The following is a 15,905-nucleotide window of genomic DNA, read 5'->3' as shown; positions in this document are numbered from 1 at the left end:
GTTGGAGGGAGGGGTCATGTCGCTGCGAGGGATTCAGGGGCAAGGGCCGCCGGACCCACCACGACGGCGGCCCGGTGGAAAGCGTCTAGGTTGCTCAGGCATAGCACCTGGCTGGCATTGTCGGCCGCCTCGTGCCGCGCCAGCACCAGCGCCGCCAAGGTGGCCACCTGGCCACTCTGGCCGCAGGCCGCCGCCACGCTCAGTACGTCGTTGCTGAGATCGATATCGGGCAGCAGCGTGCCGGCATTGTTCATCAGTTCGATCATGCGGCTGGAGCGCTGGTCGGCATCGGCGTATAGCCGTGTGATCGCGGCCGGGGCGACACACGCCGCCGACATCGCTTTGCCGCCCAGCTCTGCCAGCAAGGTGGCATCGCCATGGCCGCGGCTGTCCGCCGACTGGCCACGCACGGCCATGCTGGCATGGTGCAGCAGTACCGGCGTGTCCACCTGCAGCGCCGCAGCTTGGGCCGCATCTGCCAGCAACAGGCCGGCCGCGCCTTCACCGGGAATCTGCCCGCCCGGCTGGCCGTTATTGAACAGCAGGCCGCGCGTGGCCCAGTCATGCACGGTCAGCTCGCCGATATGGGAACCGCAGGCCAGTACGATGGCCAGGCAAGGCAGCTCTTGCAAGGCAGCCTGCGCGGCCAGTTGTTCGATCAGCGCCAGCGGCCCGCTGTCGCCGGCCAGGTGCACGCTGAGCTTGTCTGCAGGCCAGCCTTGCTGTTCCGCTTGCGCGTGCAGCCAGGCGGCGCCCGTGTCGCGCTGCGGCTTGTCCCAATCGGGCGGCAACAGCAGATGCAGTTGCAGCGTCGGCAGTGGCAGAGCGGCGCGCGATCCCGGTTGCGCCGCCTTGTAGTCGTCGAGCGCCGTGTGCATCGCCGCTTCCTGCATCAGTTCGGTCAATACGCCAGCGCCCAGCGCGAGTGCGCGCAAGTGTTCGGCATCAAAATGCGCTGCTGCTTCCTGCATCGTATCGGCCGGACGGGTCCGCAGCCAGTCGTCCAGCAGTGCCTTCTGGTCATGTTCATCGAGGTCCGCCACGCGGGCGCTCATCACCGGGTAGCCTTGCGCGTCGTTCAGCTCCGGATCGAGTTCGGGACGCTGCTGCTTGTCCAGCAGCGCGGCTGCCAGTTCCGGCGCCGAGGCGCCACCCGGCATGCGCAGCGCGGCGGCGGCCAGGTGCAGCGGCGCGCGCGGCGCAGCTTCATTGCCAGCCGTCCTGGCGTCGCCGTCGGCGGCGTCAAACAGCGCAGGCACCGCAGCCGGCGCGGCCAGCCTGGTCAGCAGTTTCTTGCCCAGCCACCAGCTTATGAGCAGCGCCAGCGGCAACGCCAGCATGGTGCCGGCCAAGTCGCCCGTCGATGGCATGCGCGTACTGGTGCGCCAGTACCAGATCGCGCCTCCCCAGCACAAGGCGAACACGGTCAGTATCAGCAGGCTGCGCTGCAGCCACGGGCGCATCAGCGCGCTCCCTTGCCGTGGCGGCCGGGCGTCATAGCTGATCCGTGGTGGCTTGCTGGCTGGCGATCAGTACCGCGCCACAGCTTGTCTTGTCGCCCTGGCGGGCCACCGGTTTTCCATCGATGATCCAGCTGGCGTCGCCGCTGACGATGGGACAAGTGCCATGGCCTGGCCGCGGGCACGAAACCTTGTCGCCCACGCGCGCGATGCCGATGCCGCCGCTGTCCGTCACTGCCGAGGCCTCCAGCACGCTGCCGCCATGCGATGTTTTATCGCCCAATCTGATTACGGGACCAGCCATATGTGCTCCTTCCAGTCATCGTTGTTTTTTCATCACACCAGGCACGCGCAGTTCGGTGTGACCGAAATCCATCATTTTCCAGCGGCCGCCCCAGGTCATGCCGACCGATTCGGCCACTTCGCCATACAACTGATAGCCGCGCATGGCCCAGGGATCTTTTTCCGAGATCACCAGCTTGCCATCGCGTAAAAAGGCGCAATCGGCCGCCAAGCCATACTGATGCCAGCTCTGGAACGCGGCCGCATTGGTGACATTGCTGCCCATGCCGGCCAGCATGTTTTGCCGTTCCGGACTGCGGTAACCTTCCAGGATGGCCATGTCGTAGCCATGTTTTTCCTTCATGATCTTGAACACCAGCAGCAGCCTTTGTGCGTATTCGGCATTGAGCAGCGTCCAGTTGCGGCTGGCCGATACCAGCATGGGCCGCACTTGCTGCACTTCTTCGGTGGCGAACACCAGCGGCGGCAAGTCCACCGGCGGCACCAGCTGTTCGCCTTGCAGCAGGGCCGACACTTGCGTATTCATTTCCCGCGTCGAGACCTCGTAGCCGCCCAGCATGCTCTTGCTGCCTGCCAGCAAGGCGATCGCCGGTGGCAGACACATCACCGCCGCACCGCCCAGGAACAGCAGGTAGTGGCGACGCACGAACGCCGCGCTGCCGAGCAGGCTGCTGGCGCCGCCACGGCGCAGCGTGTCCAGGCCGGCGTTCCTGCGCCGGGCCAGCCGCTCGAGCCGCGCCCCGATACCTTGTTCGGCCGTCGCCAGCACCCGCATCAGCAGTTCGCGACCCGATGGAAACAGCACGAGCCAGCTGATCAGGCATGCCAGAAAAAAATACAGTGCCACCGCCAGTAGAAACACGCCCACTCCGTTCGAAAAAGGCGCCATGCATGGGCCGTTGAATGCCGCTGTGCCAGCGTTTGCGCTAATATTGCCTCTGAGTATATCTTACTAACTTGCTAATTACGGGAGCTTAGTTTCAATTGTGCGCTGGGTGCGCACTGTTGATTTCCTAACATGCGTCACGCTTTTTTTTATTGTCGTAAGGTATTGCAAATATTGACAGGAGTTAAGATTTTGCCAAGCAATGACGACAGCCCACGGCCATCGACACGGCCCAGCTTATTAACGCCCGCGCAACAGGCCGAGGCGGACCGTAGCCGTATACTCAACCATCTTGAAGGCGGCAGGCGGCCTGCGCCCGTGCCGCATGAAGGCAGGCGCGCCAGCCGCTGGCCGGTCTGGGGGGGCATGCTGGCTGGCGCCTTGCTGTTGCTGGCCACCGGCGCCTGGTTGGGGCAGCGCGAGACTGCGGCGGTGGCCGAACCGGTGTTGGCCAGCACGGCGCCAGTGCCGGAAACACCGCCTGTGGCCACCGCGCCCGTCACTGCGGCGGCCAGCATACACGAGGAGCAGCAGCAGGCCCTGCCGCGGCAGAGCTTGAGCGAAATGCTGGGCGCCGACCTGCCAGCCCCAGTCCCGGCACCCGTGCCCGGCCCCAGGGATGTGCTGAGCAAGGCACTGGAAAGCCCGCAGAGGAGCGCGCCCAAGCCGGCGCGCACGCCGCTGAAAAAAACACCCCCAAAACCGCTCAAGCCCGCAACGCCGGCCAAGCCCGCCACCACGCCGGAAGAGGAAAGCGACGTGGCCCTCCTGGCTGCGCTGGTATCGCATGCCCAGGTAGGCACGGTGCCCAAAAAGGCGCCGTCAAGCCTGCAAGCCCAGTTGCAGCAGTGCAGCACATTGAAACTGGCGGCGGCCGATAGCTGCAGGCAGAGAACCTGCGCCGGCCGCACCGACAAGCCCCTGTGCAAGGCGGCCAGGGCGGCTGCGAAAGGCGCGCGATGAGCGCAGCGCTGCTGGATCAGGTGAGCGCCGCGTTGGGAGCGTTCTCCAGCATCACGCGCTTGTACGAGCTCAAGCTTGAAGGCGACAGCGCGCAGGACGCGGGCCTGCTGCTGGTGGAAGCGTTCGCCTGCGACGAGCAATTGTAGATGCCGGGCGCGCGCGATGTCATCGTACTGTCGACCAGCGCGCACCTGGCGCTGGCGCCCACGCTGGGCAAGCTGGCCACGCTGCAAGTGAGCCTGGTTGATGGCAGCCGCGCCAGCTTCAGCGGCCATGTCAGCGAGGCGGCCATGCTGGGTAGCCTGGGCGGACTGGCGCGCTATCGGCTGCGCCTGACACCGTGGTTGTGGCGACTGGGCCAGGTGCGTAACAGCCGCGTCTGGCAAGACAAGAGCGTGATCGAGATCGTCGATTCCGTGTTCCAGTTCTACGCTCCGGCGGCGCGGTGGCGCTGGAGCGATGACACGGGTCCGTTCATGGATGACGCTGCGGCGCGCAGCTATTGTTGCCAGTACCGCGAATCGGACCTCGATTTCGTCAGCCGCCTGCTGACCGAAGAAGGACTGGCATGGCGCTTCGAGGAACAGGAGGGCGGCCATTGCCTGGTCCTGTTTGCCGACAGCAGCGCCGATAGTGCGGTGCCGGAAGATGCGTCTAGCGCGTCCGGCGGCGGCTTGCGCTTCCATGGCGCGCGTGTCGGCGAGCCGGGTGATAGCGTGCAAGCCTTGAGCGCGCGGCGCAGCCTGCATGTCGGGCTGAGTAGCGTGCTCAGCTACGATTACAAGGCCAAGAAGGCGGTTGCGGCCAGCGTGCCGACGAATATGGCTCTTGGCGGCAAGAATGCGCCGCTGCTGGAAAGCTACGATACGCCGGGCCAGTACTGGTATGCGAATGGCGCGCAGGCAACACGCTACGCGCAGATGCAGATGCAGTCGCACGAAGCGCGCGCCCAGTTGTGTCAGGCGCGCTCGACTGTGCGTACCCTGCGCGCCGGCACGCGCTTTGCCCTCACGCAGGGACCGTTGCAGCCAGCTGATGGGGCCGCACCCGAGTATGTCGTGCTGCGCGTGGCCAGCATCGGCGTCAACAACCTGCCGCTGCCGGCGCTGGAAGGACTGGCGGACTGTTCGGGCCGATACCGGAATTGCTGGAAGAAACCGTGCAAGAGTGGGGTGCGGGGTTTCCCGATTTCGCCGCCGCGATTGCCCAGGCGCAAGCCAGCGGTTACGCTAGCTGCATCGAGATGATCAGTGCAGCGACCCCGTGGCGTCCGGTGCACGATGGCAACGATGCGCGCCAGCACGCCACGCCGACCGCCCTGGGTAGCCAGAGCGCCATCGTGGTCGGCGCCGATGGCAACGACGTGGCCAGCGGCGCCGATGAAGTCTATTGCGACAAGCTGGGCCGGGTGCGCATCCGCTTTCACTGGCAGCAAGGGCAGCAGGAAATGGGCGCGACCTGCTGGGTGCGGGTAGCGCAGCGCGCGGCCGGCGGTGGCATGGGCAGCCAGTTCCTGCCGCGCATCGGCCAGGAAGTGCTGGTGCAATTCCTGGAAAACGATATTGACCGGCCCGTCATCATCGGCGCGCTGTACAACGGCCAGGGCGAGGGCGGCACCGTACCCACGCCGGGCGGGGGGGCGCGTGATCAAAACGACGCTGGCGTGTTCCAGCCGGCGCATGACCACGCCGTCGCGGGCCAGGGCAATCTGGCCGGCGGCAACAGTCCGTTGTGGCATGGCGCCGCAGGGGCCAGCGCGGCGCATCGCAACGGAGCAGCGCAATGGGGTATCCGTAGCAAGGAGTTCGGCAAGGCGGGCAGCGCGGCCGGCTACAACCAGTTGCTGTTCGACGACACCGACAGCCAGGGCCGCGTACAACTGAAAAGCAGCCATGCAGCCAGCGAGCTGAGTCTGGGGCATCTGATCCACGGCGCTGACAATTATCGGGGCAGCCTGCGCGGCGCCGGCGCCGAGTTGCGCACCGATGCGTATGGTGCGGTGCGCGCCAAGGCGGGCTTGCTGGTGAGCAGCTATGTGCTCAGGCACGATGCCGCGCAACGCGATCCGGCCGGCGACAATGCGGGCGGCATGGCATTGTTGAAACAGGCTGTGCTGCTGGGCGACACCTTCAGCCAGGCCGCCAAGACGCACCAGACGGTGGCTTACGCCAGCCACATCGGCGTCACCGCACCAAACGCCAGCGCGCTCGACGACCAGGCCGCGCCGCTCAAGGCGATGCTGGCCAGCGTCGCCGGCATGCACGAACAGTTACCGCACACAAAAGACGCCATCATCGCGATTGCCGCCAGGGCCGGACTGGGCGTTGTCGCGGGGCAAGACATGCAACTGGCCAGCGGCGAAATCGTCACCATGATGAGCGGCCAGGATACCCAGTTCATCGTTGGCGGCCAGTTGCGCGTGCACGCGGGGCAGGCCATCGGCGTATTGGGCGGTGTGGTCAAGGCGGGCGAGAACAACATCGGCCTGCAGATGATCGCCGCTAAACAGGCCATCGACGTGCAGGCCCAGGCCGACGTGCTCAACGTGCAGGCGCGCGAGGAAGTCAATATCGTCAGTGCCACGGCACACATCGACTGGGCGGCGGCAAAAAGCATCCGCCTGTCGACGGCGGGCGGCGCCAACATCACCATTGAGGGCGGCAATATCACCATCCAGTGCCCGGGCAAGATCACGGTGTTTGCCGGCAGGAAGAGTTTTCTGGGGCCGGACCGGCTGGCCTATCCCTTCCCCGCTTTGCCGAATGCCATCTGCGTGGAGTGTTTGAAAAAATCCATCGCCGCCGGGCTGGCCTTTACATCAGTCGAGTAAGCGTATGTTTATTGATACCTTTTCCACGCATTGGCAGCATCTCTTGGACGAACGACATGAGCGACTGGACAACAACACACAACTTTATCTGTTGCTCGATGGGGTCTTTGTGCCCGATTTATATCGGGCCGTTCAGCTTGCCTTGGGAGGAACGAGGGTGAGTTTGCTGTTCGAAAGACTTCCATCCTGTTCCGATGCTACCCGCGCCGTTTCTCCCTTCCTGTTGCCCTATCGGCCAGCATCGGCCCAGCTGGCGCGTGTGTTGTCCCGATGCAGCGGCTGGCCGATGGTCAGTGCCATCGAAACCAGTGAGAGTATCGAGGATGTGACAGCGCGCCTTGCTGCCTGGTGTGTTGTTGAAAACGATGGACAACGTTTCAATTTCCGTTATCCCGATACCCGTCGTTTGCCGGGCCTGTGGGCGGCATTGACGCCATTACAGCGGCGCACGCTTGCCGGCCCCGCAAGCAGCTGGTGCTACATGGACCGCGACGGGACCTGGCAAGCATTGCCACTGCCGCACGATCCTCATCCAATTGTGGATCGACCGCAATTGGATCATCAGCAGTTTGCAATCATGGTGGCCGATAGCGAGGCAGATGAAATCATAACCTTGCTGCGAAGTCGCGGTCGCTTGCCCGAAATGATACCTTCGCAACAGTACGCCCTCGTGCATGACGCCTTGCGCCTTGCCAAGATAGATCAGCTTGGCATCGAGTCATATACGGAGTGGAGCGATTTCTTTTTGCACAAAGGTTTTCGCATGGACGATAGCGCGGGGGCGGTCATGCTCGGTGCATGGAGGGCGGCCGAAATGGCTGCTCTGAATGCCTTTGATGCTTGAGTACCTGGAGGCGAGTGAGGTGCGCAGTCGGCAGGCGGGCAACAGGCCAGGGATAGAACAGAAAATGAACACTCATTGAAGACCATATTCGACGTCCTGGACACGGCAAAACGCGTGATTTTCGCCTGTACTCTGGCGCTGCCGATGCTGGTGGCCTGTAACCATAAAAATGATGTTTCGGTCATTGTGCATGGCGTTAATTACAGCGACCAGGAGTTCACCTATGTATTGCAAGACCCGCTACATCCGTCCAATCAGGCCGGAGGAGAAACGATAGGACGTTATGAGGCCGGCGGCATCATGTGCTGTTTCACCCTGCCTGAGAAATGGCGGCCTGGCATAAAAATCAATATCGAGTACACCTACTATTTGCGCGAAAAACCGGATGGCAGTTTGCCGGAAATACGCAAGTCGGGCGTTGTGGAGGTGCCCCATTACGACAAGCCGCAAGAGTTGTGGGTATTGCGCCATGCCGATGGCAGCATGGGCATCGTATCGAGCATCTACCAGCCTGACCATCCGAAATGGCCTGGCAAGATCAAGGGCTGGCCCGTGCCTTCGTTGGAGTATCGAAGGGAGCGCTGGGGTTTGTATATGGAACATCAGTTGATTTTCTTGAGAAATAGTGAAAGTTTATTGCAGGAACTTCAAGAAAATCCAGATAAAATAACGAAGGAGTTTTGGGACAGCGAGATGACTTCTGATCGTGATTTGCTATCGAAATTTAAGGGTCCAGATGATCTGAAATATAGATCCTATTTAAAAAGAATATATGAGGATTCGATAAATAATACAAATGCTGAAATTGAAAATTTGAACAGGAATAAACCATGAGTGCAAAACTTTTCTCATCTTTAGGGGGGGGATTTTTCAGATGCAATTAATTTTGAGAAGTTTTTCACGAGAGCGGATGTAATTACTATGCAAAATAAGTTTGAAGCTCGTGAAAAACAAAAAATCGGCTGTGGCACCGATGGGTGTAAAACAAATCTGTTTTTTGGTTTTTTCTTCGATGGCACCAGGAATAACTATATTCTCGCAGAAAAGGAAAAAACCCACTCCAATGTGGTCAGGTTGTATGATTGTTATCCAGGGCTGAGCGTTCCAGGAGTATTGCCTGTCACGACAGACTGGAAAACGAATGAACTTGAATATAAACATTTTTTCAAGGCGTAGATTCCTGGGGTGGGAACGACATTCAAGCATATCAATGATGAGCGGTGTGAAACCATATGAGGATTTACTGGCTGACCTTAAATCCAATCCTGCAAAAAGAGCGAAAGATGCTTGGGATTACAAAATAAGAAGCGATCCTGGATTGACATCGAAGTTCAAGGGGCGGCTATGATATAGCCTATCTGGAATATTTAAGGAATAGTTATCAAAATACGCTTGTCAGAAGTCTAAGTTTGTAAAATAATTAAGCGAGGTTAAGCCATGAAAGTAAAAATTTTCTCGTCTGTTTTTGATATATTTTCGAGCACCTCGAATTTCATTATGAAAAAAATTTTTCTCTTATGCTTTCTGATAATGCCGGTGTTTGCAGCATGCAATAACACCAGTGAGACGTCGGTCAGTGTCCATGGCGTCAATTACAGCGACCAGGAGTTCACCTATGTATTGCAAGATCCGCTCCATCCGTCCAATCAGGCCGGAGGAGAGACGATAGGACGTTATGAGGCCGGCGGCATCACGTGCTGTTTCACCCTGCCTGAGAAATGGCGGCCTGGAATAAAAATTAATATCGAGTACACATATTATTTGCCCGAAAAACCGGATGGCAGCTTGCCGGAAATTCGCAAGTCGGTGATGGTTGAGGTTCCACATTACGACAAGCCGCAAGAGTTGTGGGTATTGCGCCATGCCGATGGCAGCATGGGCATCGTATCGAGCATCTACCAGCCTGACCATCCGAAATGGCCTGGCAAGATTAAGGGCTGGCCAGTTCCTTCTTTGGCCTATAGACGGGAGCGCTGGGCTTTATATATGAAACACGAGCTTGATGGTCTGGAAAACAGCGAGATGATGTTGAGTAATCTACTGTCAAATCCTGCTAAAGAAACTAAAGAGGCATGGGATTTTGAAATTGTGCGAGACTCGAAACTAAAATCGAAATTTTCAGGATTTAATGATCCGAAATATTTCTATTATCTGAAAAAAAATTATGAAGAGTCATTGGTGATTAACAGGGGGCTGGTAGAGAAAATGAAGGACAGTAAACCATGAGCGCCAGAATTTGTGGGGCTATTGGGGCTGAATATATAAATGCCAATGATTTCGAAAAAATTTTCACGAGCAGAGAATCCAAATATATCCGTAGTAAGTTTGAAGTGCGTGAAAAACCAAAAATCGGCTGTGGCGCAGATGGATGTAAAACAAACCTGTTTTTTGGTTTTTTCTTCGATGGCACCAGGAACAACTATATTCTCGCAGAAAAGGAAAAAACCCATTCCAATGTGGCCAGGTTGTATGATTGTTATCCAGGGCTGAGCGTTCCAGGAGTATTGCCTGTCACGACAGACTGGAAAACGAATGAACTTGAATATAAACATTTTTTCAAGGCGTATATTCCTGGGGTGGGAACGGCATTCAAGCATGTCAATGATAGTGGCGAGGGTGTTGACAAGATGGGCGGGGCTGCCACCGGCTATAAGGGAGAGGATCGTATCTTGTGGGCCTTGCTTCAGGCAATCAATAACGTCCATCGTTACTTCATGAAGATGCCTTTGCTTTCTGATGATGAAATAAAGTCGGTACTGTTAAAAATTCAATTGAGCAAGCAACGCCGGAATAGAATGTTGCCTCTCATGCGGTTCCAACGATCCATGCCAAATGATAAGGAAGACGAAAAAACCAGGATTGAATTTGAAAATATCTTACGCAGATTGCATGCGGTCGTATCACAACATTGGCCGGATAAAAAAACAGGGAAGCCGAAAAAAGTCGATCCTGGCATTGTGCAGAAAATATATATTTCCATTTTTGGCTTTTCGCGCGGGGCGACGCAAGCGCGCGCGTTTACAAACTGGCTGATGTCCTTATGCAGGCTCGATGCCCATATGTGCGGAAAAAATGGCAGCACGACCTTGGGCGGCTTTGAGGTGGCTTTTGATTTTCTGGGCTTGTTCGACACGGTTGCCTCGATTGGCGCAGGTAATACCCTGGGCAACAGCTTTCTCGGCAAGATGTTTGACGGGCATGGCGCTTGGGCCGACGCGGAAGACAGCTTGCGCATACCGACCAATATCACTTGCCTGCATCTGGTCTCTGCGCATGAATTGCGCCGCAGTTTTCCTCTCGACTCGGTTTCCGTCAAAGGCGTAGTCACCCCGAATTGCCTGGAAATTGTTTTTCCAGGCGTTCATTCAGACTTGGGTGGCGGCTACGCGCCCCGTAAGCAAGGGCGTGGCGTCGATCCCAATGGGGAGGATATGCTGACGCGCATCCCCTTGTTAACCATGTATCGGGCAGCCAGGCTGGCTGGCGTGCCCTTGAAACTCGAACTCGCGAGCGCGGTCGTGAAGCAGCGTTTCAAAGTTGCACCGTCGACCATTACCGACTTGAATGCCTACCTTGCCGCGTGTACGACCAAGACTGGCACGCTGACAGCGATCATGCGAGAGCAGGCGCAATACCAAATGCAGTGGCGGCTTGTGCGCCGCGTGCGTAGTAAGGTGCCTTTGGAGGCTACAGCGAGTTTTTCAAGAGCAAGTACCTTCGATCAAAATGATTTACATAGTGCCAATTGTGAATTTGAACAAGAAATCGCAGCTTTTCAACAATGGCTGTCCGAAAGGGGCAAGGGATTCAAACCGGAGACGCAGGAGCCTGGTTTCGATAACGACCACAAGGACGAGTGGCAAGAAATTGCTCGATGGTGGAATAATGTGCCGCAACTGACACCTGCCATGATGCGTTTTTTTGATGAATACGTCCATGATTCTCGGGCCTGGTTCAAACTTATTCCTGGCAATGCCGACAATGAGCCGCAACTGATTGAGAACCTGAAAGCCTGGGAGGCAAAGCGCAAGGAGATTGAGCAAATTAATGCCCGCAGGTCGAAGGAAGTCGCGGAGCAGCGGCATTGGCTGTCACCGAAAGCCAGGGTAATGCCGCCGACGCCGTATAAACCGCTCGAAGACGGCTTGACCGTTCACCAGCGCAATGCTGCCATCGAATATGCACGTACCGGAAAAATACCTCGCATGATTACCGAAGGGCGTGAACCATTCGATGCGAGCAGCAAGACCTACTATATGTGGGCCTGGGCAGGCTATCTGCGATTTAGAAAGATTTATAGTGGTTGGGATAGTGTGCTTATTTCCAAAAATGAGGCATCTGCATCTCATTAAGCATACATAAGCTGATGAGAAGAGTGCGCCTGGCGTCCGTTGGCGGTGAAAGTGGCTGCAAATACAGGAACACGGTGTTCTTTTTCGCTAGCGTCTTGCTGCTTGCTTTTGTGCCCGATACCGGCATGGCCGCCAAGCAGGCCGTCCGGCGGCGCCGTCGCGCAAGCCCACGGCTATACCGTATTTTCGGGCTATTCGGGATGGCTGGGCAGGGCGGTGTTGCCCTACTTTCTGTTCGAACTTGGCAGCTGCAGCATGGAGCAGAATCCGTCGCTGTTCAGGAGCAGCTACGCGCGTCTGGAAACCTTGTTGAAGAGTATGCTTTTGGGGCCTCCCGAACCGGCCCTGCCGGAGTTGCGGGGTCTTAACGGTACGCAATGATTGCTGCGATCCCCATTTCAATCGAATCACTCTTGCTATAACGAAATTTCTAGGGTGTAATGGCTTTGATAAAAGTGCTTATTTACTAATTATATGCGGGAAGCCGCGTGATGGAGTTCCGGATGTCCATGTCCTTGCCCGCCAGTTTCACGCAAGCCAGCAGATTGTTACAGCTGACCACGCCTCTTGGCGCTGACCGCCTGCTGGCCGAATGCGTGCGCGGCGAGGAAGGCCTGAGCACGGGCTTCGTGTTCCAGATCGCGGCCCTGTCGACGGACGCTGCCATTTCCTTGCGCACCCTGATTGGCCAGCCGGCCTTGCTGCAATTGCTGACAGCTACCAGCGCCGACGCGCTGCGCCCGTTCCACGGCCATATCACCGCCGTCGAGTTGGTCGGTGCGAACGGCGGCATGGCGCGCTATCACCTGACCCTGGAACCCTGGAGCGCGTTTCTTGCCCATAGCCGTGACAGTCGCGTCTTCCAGGACATGACGGTCTTCGACATCCTCGACGCGCTGTTTGCCACTTACCAGGCACAAGGCAAGCTGGCGCCGGCCTGGCGTTTCGATATTCTCGACCGCGCGGCATACCCGAAGCGCAGCCTGAGCACCCAGTACCAGGAAAGCGACTGGGCCTATGCGCAGCGCCTGATGCATGAGGAAGGCCTGTTTTATTACTATGAACACAGCGGCGATCCCGGCAGCCCCAGCCTGGGCAGCCACTGCCTGGTGATCGCGGACCATAACGGCGTGTTCCAGCCGAATGCCCAGAGCAGCATCAATTTCACGCAGCCGGGTGCCGTCATGAAGGTCGACAGCATCGACCGCTGGCGCACCGAATTGCGCCAGCAGACCAATGCCATCGCAATGGGCAGCTGGGATTACCGCTCGCTCGACCAGCGCGTCGCCAGCGCGGCGGCAGGGGGGGGCGGGGCGCAGGGCGTGGAGCTGCTCAGCCGCGATGCGCCCGGGGCCTATGCCTACGCCTCGCGCGAACAGGGCCAGCGCATCGCGCGCAAGCAGTTGCAGGCACTCGAAGCGGGCAAGGAGGTCCATGTGGCGGCCGGTACCGTGCGTACCTTGTCGCCGGGCACCACGTTTGTCCTGCAGGGACAGCCAGTGCTCGACCAGGCCGGCAGCGACGACGAACGCAGCTTCCTGATCGTGCGCACGGTGCACCTGATGCACAACAACCTGAGCGCGGATCTGCAGTCGTCCATTGTGCAAACGCTCAAGACGGGCTTGCTCGATGCCGCGATCCGCAAGGAGCACGCCGGCAACCTGCACCGCCTGCCTGCGCTGCTGGGCGCCATTGCCGAGCGGCCCCTGTACCGCAACCGCATCGATGCCATCCGCAGCAATATTGCTTATCGCGCCAGCGGCAAGGACCAGCACGGCCAGCTGCTGCATCCGCGCCCGACCGTGCATGGCCAGCAGACGGCCGTCGTGGTGGGCCCGCCCGGCGCCGTGATTCACACCGACCGCGACCACCGCATCAAGGTGCAATTTCACTGGCAGCGCGGCGTCATGAGTCACAGCCGGCTCGACCATCCGCAAGGCGACAAGCATACTGGCGCGCCGGGTGACGACAGTGCCGGCACTTGGGTGCGCGTGGCCTCCACCATGGCGCCGGTGGCGGGCGCCAACTGGGGCGGCCATGCCTTGCCGCGCATCGGCCAGGAAGTATTGATCGATTTCCTGGAGGGCAATATCGACCGGCCGCTCGTGATCGGCACCGTCTACAACGGCCAGGGCACGATCGATGCCCAGAATAACCGCGTGGCCCATGGCGCCGGACCGGCCACAGGCAATGCCCCGGCCTGGTTTCCCGGCGAAGCGGGCGCGCATGCTCACCCGGCTGCACTGTCCGGCATCAAGAGCCAGGCCATGCAGGCCAGCCAGCAGGGAGGCGCGGCGTACAGCCAGCTGGTGTTCGACGACAGCCCGGGCCAGCCCAGCGTAGCCCTGCAGCGCCATGCCGGCGCGCATCAAGGCACTGCCGAGCTGAACCTGGGACACTTGCGCCATCAGACGGATAACCAGCGGCTGGCCGCCGCCGGCTTCGGCGCCGAGCTGAAAACCGAGCACAGCGCCGCGCTGCGTGCAGGGCAGGGGCTGCTGCTGTCGACGGACGGGCGTACCAACGCCAGCGGCACGCAGATGGATACGAAGGAGGCGACGGCCCAGATCGAACAGAGCCTGGCCCTGCTGACCTCGCTTGCCGAGACGGCGCAAAAGCACAAGGCGGTGCTGGAAGGAGGGCAAGGGCAGGCCGAAGCAGCGCCCGACACCTTGCCGGCGCTGAAACAATTGGCGCACAGTATAGAAATGCTCAAGGGCGCGGAGGGCGCAGGCGACAGCCAGGTGACGGCCTATGGCGCGCCGCAGCTGCAATTGTCCAGTCCGGCCGGCATCGCCGCCACCACGCCGCTCAACGCGCTTTTCGCCGCTGGCAATACCAGCAGCATCGCGGCAGGGCAGGACATCAATTTTGGTGCGCAAGGCAACCATTTACATGCGATCAGTTCCGGCATCAGCCTGTTTACCTACGGCAAGGCCAGCAAAGCCGACAAACCCAACCAGGAAACCGGCATTCGCCTGCACGCGGCCAGCGGCAAGGTCAGCAGCCAGAGCCAGTCCGATGAAACAAAATTGACCGCAGACAAGGCAGTAACGGTGACCAGCGTCAGCAAAAGCGTCAACATCAGTGGCAAGCAGCATGTGCTGATGACGGTGCAGGGCGCCTACATCAAGCTTGAAGGCGGCAACATCGAGATTCATGGACCCGGCAAGATGGAATTCAAGGCCGGCATGAAGGAGTTTACGGGGCCGGCCAGCGCCAGTCCTGCACCTCTGGTCTTGCCGACAGGACAATTGAAAGGCTGCGCACTGAAACTCCTCGATGCCACGCAGGCGGGAGCGGCCAGTGTCAAACGATAAAGCGCCATCGCCAGCATTGTCTCCGGCCGCAGTATCGACGGCGCGCGCCGATGAAGTGCTCTACAACGTGGCCCGCGGCTATGACAGGACCGTGGTCCTGATCGACCAGTTCATCGACAATCCCCTGCGCGAGGCGATCGCGGCCCTGTCGCCGCCCGCGGCCAGCGTGCTACTCGACGACCCGATCTTCCAGGATGACCTGCAGCGGGCACCGATGCTGCTCGCGTTGTCAAACAGGCTGCCCGAGCATTATGCGCTGGTCGAACACAGTCTGAAGCTGGCGCAAGAGCAGCATGCCGAACCGGGCGCGGTGCCCAGCATTTGTGCCTGGCTATTTGGCCAAGCGACGTTGGAGCGCCTGCGCAGCGCCATGCTGGCGCGCCTGAATCTGCGCTATCCGTCCGGCGACGCCGTATACCTGCGCTATTTTGACCCTCGCGTCATGTCGCATCTGGCAAGACTGTTGCCGCCATCTACTGCAGACGTGCCGGGGCGCAGCAGTTTTGCCGACCTGCTCGGTCCTGTCGAGAGATGGTGCCAGCTCGACCGCGATGGGCAACTGATCCAGCATTGCAATGCGCAGCCGGTACCTGCAGTACAAGACGTTTCCCTGCGCATCGATGAGCGAACCAGGCAGGCGATGGACCGCATCGAGCAGATCAATCTGGTGGTGCGCATCCTGCGCGCACGGCAAACGGCAATCGGGCCAGGCATCGATGCGCAAATCGACCACCATCTTGTCCACAGCGCAAGTGCGGGCCTGGAGCAGCCTGACGACCAGATCGCCTATGCCTGGCGCGCCGTCGAACACGGCCAGGCCTTCACCTTGCACCCCGCCCTCGGGGAACTGATGCGGATGGCTGCCACGCAAGGCTTGCCGCTGGACATAGTATTAAACGCCCGTCTTCATTCCCTGGCCTGATGCCCAGCAGGATGACCGCGTGCCG

General features: G+C 59.5%; 11 protein-coding genes and 1 pseudogene. 9 read left to right on the top strand and 3 right to left on the bottom strand.

The window, feature by feature from the left end; all coding sequences use genetic code 11:
- Positions 1 to 14: 14 nt before the first annotated feature.
- The 3 genes from ACQ4W0_RS15900 to ACQ4W0_RS15890 are packed head-to-tail and all read right to left on the bottom strand — an operon-like array spanning position 15 to position 2,625.
- Positions 15 to 1,463 carry a hypothetical protein gene (locus ACQ4W0_RS15900; protein WP_436577594.1) on the bottom strand — a complete coding sequence of 483 codons (1,449 nt, stop codon included), beginning with the start codon at positions 1,461 to 1,463 and terminating at the stop codon, positions 15 to 17.
- Positions 1,464 to 1,494: 31 nt separating this feature from the next.
- Entirely contained in the window at positions 1,495 to 1,764 is a 270-nt protein-coding gene (locus ACQ4W0_RS15895) for a PAAR domain-containing protein (RefSeq protein ID WP_436577593.1), read from the bottom strand.
- A gap of 15 nt (positions 1,765 to 1,779) precedes the next feature.
- The gene (locus ACQ4W0_RS15890) at positions 1,780 to 2,625 is read right to left on the bottom strand and encodes a M15 family metallopeptidase (protein WP_436577592.1); all 846 of its coding nucleotides are present in this window, start codon (positions 2,623 to 2,625) and stop codon (positions 1,780 to 1,782) included.
- Positions 2,626 to 2,967: 342 nt separating this feature from the next.
- Here ACQ4W0_RS15890 and ACQ4W0_RS15885 point away from each other — a divergent pair, with 342 nt between their 5' ends.
- From ACQ4W0_RS15885 to ACQ4W0_RS15845, 9 genes and pseudogenes are all read left to right on the top strand, one after another.
- The gene (locus tag ACQ4W0_RS15885; RefSeq protein WP_436577591.1) at positions 2,968 to 3,612 is read left to right on the top strand and encodes a hypothetical protein; all 645 of its coding nucleotides are present in this window, start codon (positions 2,968 to 2,970) and stop codon (positions 3,610 to 3,612) included.
- Positions 3,609 to 6,442, top strand: a pseudogene (locus ACQ4W0_RS15880) (type VI secretion system Vgr family protein). The gene ACQ4W0_RS15885 and the pseudogene ACQ4W0_RS15880 overlap by 4 nt, the downstream one beginning before the upstream one ends.
- A 4-nt stretch (positions 6,443 to 6,446) precedes the next feature.
- The gene (locus tag ACQ4W0_RS15875; RefSeq protein ID WP_436577590.1) at positions 6,447 to 7,286 is read left to right on the top strand and encodes a DUF4123 domain-containing protein; all 840 of its coding nucleotides are present in this window, start codon (positions 6,447 to 6,449) and stop codon (positions 7,284 to 7,286) included.
- A 75-nt stretch (positions 7,287 to 7,361) separates the two neighbouring features.
- Positions 7,362 to 8,120 carry a DUF3304 domain-containing protein gene (locus ACQ4W0_RS15870; RefSeq protein WP_436577589.1) on the top strand — a complete coding sequence of 253 codons (759 nt, stop codon included), beginning with the start codon at positions 7,362 to 7,364 and terminating at the stop codon, positions 8,118 to 8,120.
- An 87-nt stretch (positions 8,121 to 8,207) separates the two neighbouring features.
- Positions 8,208 to 8,462, top strand: a complete 255-nt coding sequence (locus ACQ4W0_RS15865) for a hypothetical protein (RefSeq protein ID WP_436577588.1) — start codon at positions 8,208 to 8,210, stop codon at positions 8,460 to 8,462.
- Positions 8,463 to 8,783: 321 nt separating this feature from the next.
- A complete protein-coding gene (locus ACQ4W0_RS15860) occupies positions 8,784 to 9,512 on the top strand; it encodes a DUF3304 domain-containing protein (protein WP_436577587.1) in 729 nt (242 codons plus the stop codon).
- On the top strand, positions 9,509 to 11,638 hold the full coding sequence (locus ACQ4W0_RS15855) for a T6SS phospholipase effector Tle1-like catalytic domain-containing protein (protein WP_436577586.1): 2,130 nt from the start codon (positions 9,509 to 9,511) through the stop codon (positions 11,636 to 11,638). The genes ACQ4W0_RS15860 and ACQ4W0_RS15855 overlap by 4 nt, the downstream gene beginning before the upstream one ends.
- A gap of 503 nt (positions 11,639 to 12,141) precedes the next feature.
- The gene (locus tag ACQ4W0_RS15850; RefSeq protein ID WP_436577585.1) at positions 12,142 to 14,958 is read left to right on the top strand and encodes a type VI secretion system Vgr family protein; all 2,817 of its coding nucleotides are present in this window, start codon (positions 12,142 to 12,144) and stop codon (positions 14,956 to 14,958) included.
- Positions 14,945 to 15,880 (top strand): DUF4123 domain-containing protein, encoded by a 936-nt coding sequence (locus ACQ4W0_RS15845; protein ID WP_436577584.1) that lies wholly within the window; start codon positions 14,945 to 14,947, stop codon positions 15,878 to 15,880. Before ACQ4W0_RS15850 ends, ACQ4W0_RS15845 begins: the two co-directional genes overlap by 14 nt.
- Positions 15,881 to 15,905: the final 25 nt, after the last annotated feature.

This window comes from Janthinobacterium breve (genome assembly GCF_051380895.1).
Lineage (GTDB): Bacteria > Pseudomonadota > Gammaproteobacteria > Burkholderiales > Burkholderiaceae_D > Janthinobacterium.
Note: the sequence above shows the minus strand (reverse complement) of the source record. Positions and strands in the feature narration are given on the sequence as shown.

Coding starts and splice junctions, on each gene's coding strand:
- ACQ4W0_RS15900 (WP_436577594.1), bottom strand. CDS start 1,463: ATGCGCCCGTGGCTGCAGCGCAGCCTGCTGATACTGACCGTGTTCGCC.
- ACQ4W0_RS15860 (WP_436577587.1), top strand. CDS start 8,784: ATGAAAAAAATTTTTCTCTTATGCTTTCTGATAATGCCGGTGTTTGCA.
- ACQ4W0_RS15875 (WP_436577590.1), top strand. CDS start 6,447: ATGTTTATTGATACCTTTTCCACGCATTGGCAGCATCTCTTGGACGAA.
- ACQ4W0_RS15865 (WP_436577588.1), top strand. CDS start 8,208: ATGCAAAATAAGTTTGAAGCTCGTGAAAAACAAAAAATCGGCTGTGGC.
- ACQ4W0_RS15855 (WP_436577586.1), top strand. CDS start 9,509: ATGAGCGCCAGAATTTGTGGGGCTATTGGGGCTGAATATATAAATGCC.
- ACQ4W0_RS15850 (WP_436577585.1), top strand. CDS start 12,142: ATGTCCATGTCCTTGCCCGCCAGTTTCACGCAAGCCAGCAGATTGTTA.
- ACQ4W0_RS15895 (WP_436577593.1), bottom strand. CDS start 1,764: ATGGCTGGTCCCGTAATCAGATTGGGCGATAAAACATCGCATGGCGGC.